Source organism: Wandonia sp. (assembly GCF_984588085.1).
In genome coordinates this window covers 1-2,354 of the sequence record NZ_CFIGVI010000042.1, presented here as the reverse complement: position 1 = coordinate 2,354, position 2,354 = coordinate 1, and the positions used below count along the sequence as shown (strand labels likewise).

At 40.3% G+C, this 2,354-nt stretch carries 2 protein-coding genes; one reads left to right on the top strand and one right to left on the bottom strand.

Translation table 11 applies throughout. The annotated features are described in order from the left end of the window. On the top strand, positions 1 to 1,647 hold a 1,647-nt coding region (locus AC4PL9_RS12600; protein ID WP_491605100.1), incomplete at its 5' end, for a T9SS type B sorting domain-containing protein. A gap of 50 nt (positions 1,648 to 1,697) precedes the next feature. Here the strand turns inward: AC4PL9_RS12600 and AC4PL9_RS12595 are convergent. Continuing rightward, positions 1,698 to 2,228, bottom strand: a complete 531-nt coding sequence (locus AC4PL9_RS12595) for a 3-hydroxyanthranilate 3,4-dioxygenase (protein ID WP_491605115.1) — start codon at positions 2,226 to 2,228, stop codon at positions 1,698 to 1,700. Positions 2,229 to 2,354 lie beyond the last annotated feature (126 nt).

The window sequence follows — 2,354 nt, the reverse complement described above, 5'->3', positions numbered from 1 at the left end:
GCCATAGGAGATACGGAGCCGATTGTTTGTCTTCCGAACCCGGTTATATTTCAGAATAGTTCAAGCAATGGAAACCAGTTTTTCTGGGATTTTGGTGACGGGAATACTTCAACAGAAATTAACCCTTCTCATTTGTATGCAGGTCCGGGGGATTATCAGGTGATGCTGGTAGTAATTGATACAAATAATTGTTATCAATCGGATACGGCTTATTTTGATATTTCTATTCGTGAGTTTGGTGGCGAAGTACAGGCGATATCTGATCCGGTTTGCCCTGGAACACAGGTTCAGTTATCTGCATCGGGAGGAGATACGTATGAGTGGTCGCCTGCTAACTTGCTGAATAATCCCAATATTGCTAACCCAATCGCCTCTATAGAAGAAACAACTACTTTTGAAGTTATTATTTCTAACGAATGCGGATCTGATACCTCCGAAGTGTTGGTTGAAGTATATGAGGCCCAACTGGAGATAATTGCCGATACGATTTTGTGTCGCGGAGATACGATTCCGGTTGATTTGAATCTTGGCAATTTGCAAAGTGTTGTTTGGTCACCCTCCGATGTGTTTTCAAACTCAGGCGGATACCCTACAACTATTTTTCCTGAAAATTCAACAACTATATCTGTTGATGGGATAACGACTGATGGCTGTGAGGTTTCCGGAGATTTGCATATACAGGTTGATACGATGGTTCCGGTGATTGATTTGATTGATTCTCTGGATCTGTGTTATGGTGATGAGGCGCTTATAATTGCATCAGGGGCAAATAGCTATGAATGGAGTCCGGATATAAATATATCTTCTCTCACAGATTCTGAGATTCGCGTATGGCCCGATGAAAGTATGTGGTACTACCTTGTCGGCTATAATACCTGTGGTGAAACTCCCGACAGTTTTTATGTGAATGTGATCCGTGTGGAGTCTCTCGCAGGAAATGACACTATTATTTGTCCCGGTGAGGTAGCTTTTCTGTGGGCAGACGGAGGTGTAGCTTACGAATGGACTCCTTCTGAAGGATTGTATCCACAGGGAGCTGCAAACGTAACTGTACAGCCTTCTTTACCAACTCGATACATGGTTTATATAACAGATGATACAGGTTGTACAGATACTGCAGGTGTATTTGTTGATTTATTTCCTCCGGCTTTTGTGCAAACTTCTCCCGACTATTATGGATTCCCGGGAGATCCTATTGATATTTCGGCAAAAGGAGTAGGAGAGGGAACTTATTCATGGAGTCCTTCTGAGTTTTTAAGCTGCCCGAATTGTCAGGAAAGCTCAGCTTACCCCGAAGAAACCATCACCTACACGGTTACTTTCGTCGATGAGAATGGATGTATTGCACAAGATGATATTACCATTCATTTTGACGCAATTATTTATGTGCCGAATACATTTACACCGGACGGGAATAAATTTAACGGCGTGTTTAAAGCAGAAGGGGGAAATATAAAAGAGTATAACCTGAAGATCTTTAATCGATGGGGTGAGATTATCTTTGAAAGTAATAATTTCAACATCGGTTGGGACGGTACTTATGGAGGGAAGATAGTACCGGATGGCACTTATATCTGGGTCATAGAGTACAAAGGACCGGATTTAATTCCTCATCGAATCAATGGTCATGTCAATCTACTCAGATAGACAGGTAAATTCGCCAAGAAAAATGAATAGAGAATATTTATTTAGATGAGCTATATAAAACGCTCATCCGCTTCCATAACATGCCCGCAATTTGAACACGTCCTTAGTTCCTCAGAAGTATAGAACTCTTTAAATCTCGGAAGAAAATCATTTTCGATATTTGAAAGAGGGAAGCGATATTCGTGAAGTTTTGTATTGCATTTTTCGCAGAACCACATCAATCCATCCTGTAAATCAGTTCCTTTCCGGACTTTTTCTATAACAAGCCCGACTGTATTCGCTCCCCGTATTGGTGAATGGGGTACATTTGCAGGAAGTAAAAACATTTCCCCCTGTTTGATAGGAATGTCTTTCGCTTTTCCATTCTCCTGTATTTTTACAAGTATATCTCCTTCCAATTGGTAGAAGAGTTCTTCCGACTCATTGTAATGGTAGTCTTTTCGGGCATTAGGTCCACCGACAATCATAACAATAAAATCACCAGCTTCTTTATACAAATTCTTATTACCAACCGGGGGTTTTAATAAGTCTCTGTTCTCGTCTATCCATTTCTGAAGATTAAAAGGAGCTGTCATACTAATTAACTTTTGTTGGGTGAATTTAATGAATTTTCATGACACAGGGAAAAATAGAAGTTTTTACAAAAGAATAGATACAAAAAAAGCGGGGAGCAATATATGCCCCCCGCTGATTCAATTATTTGTTAT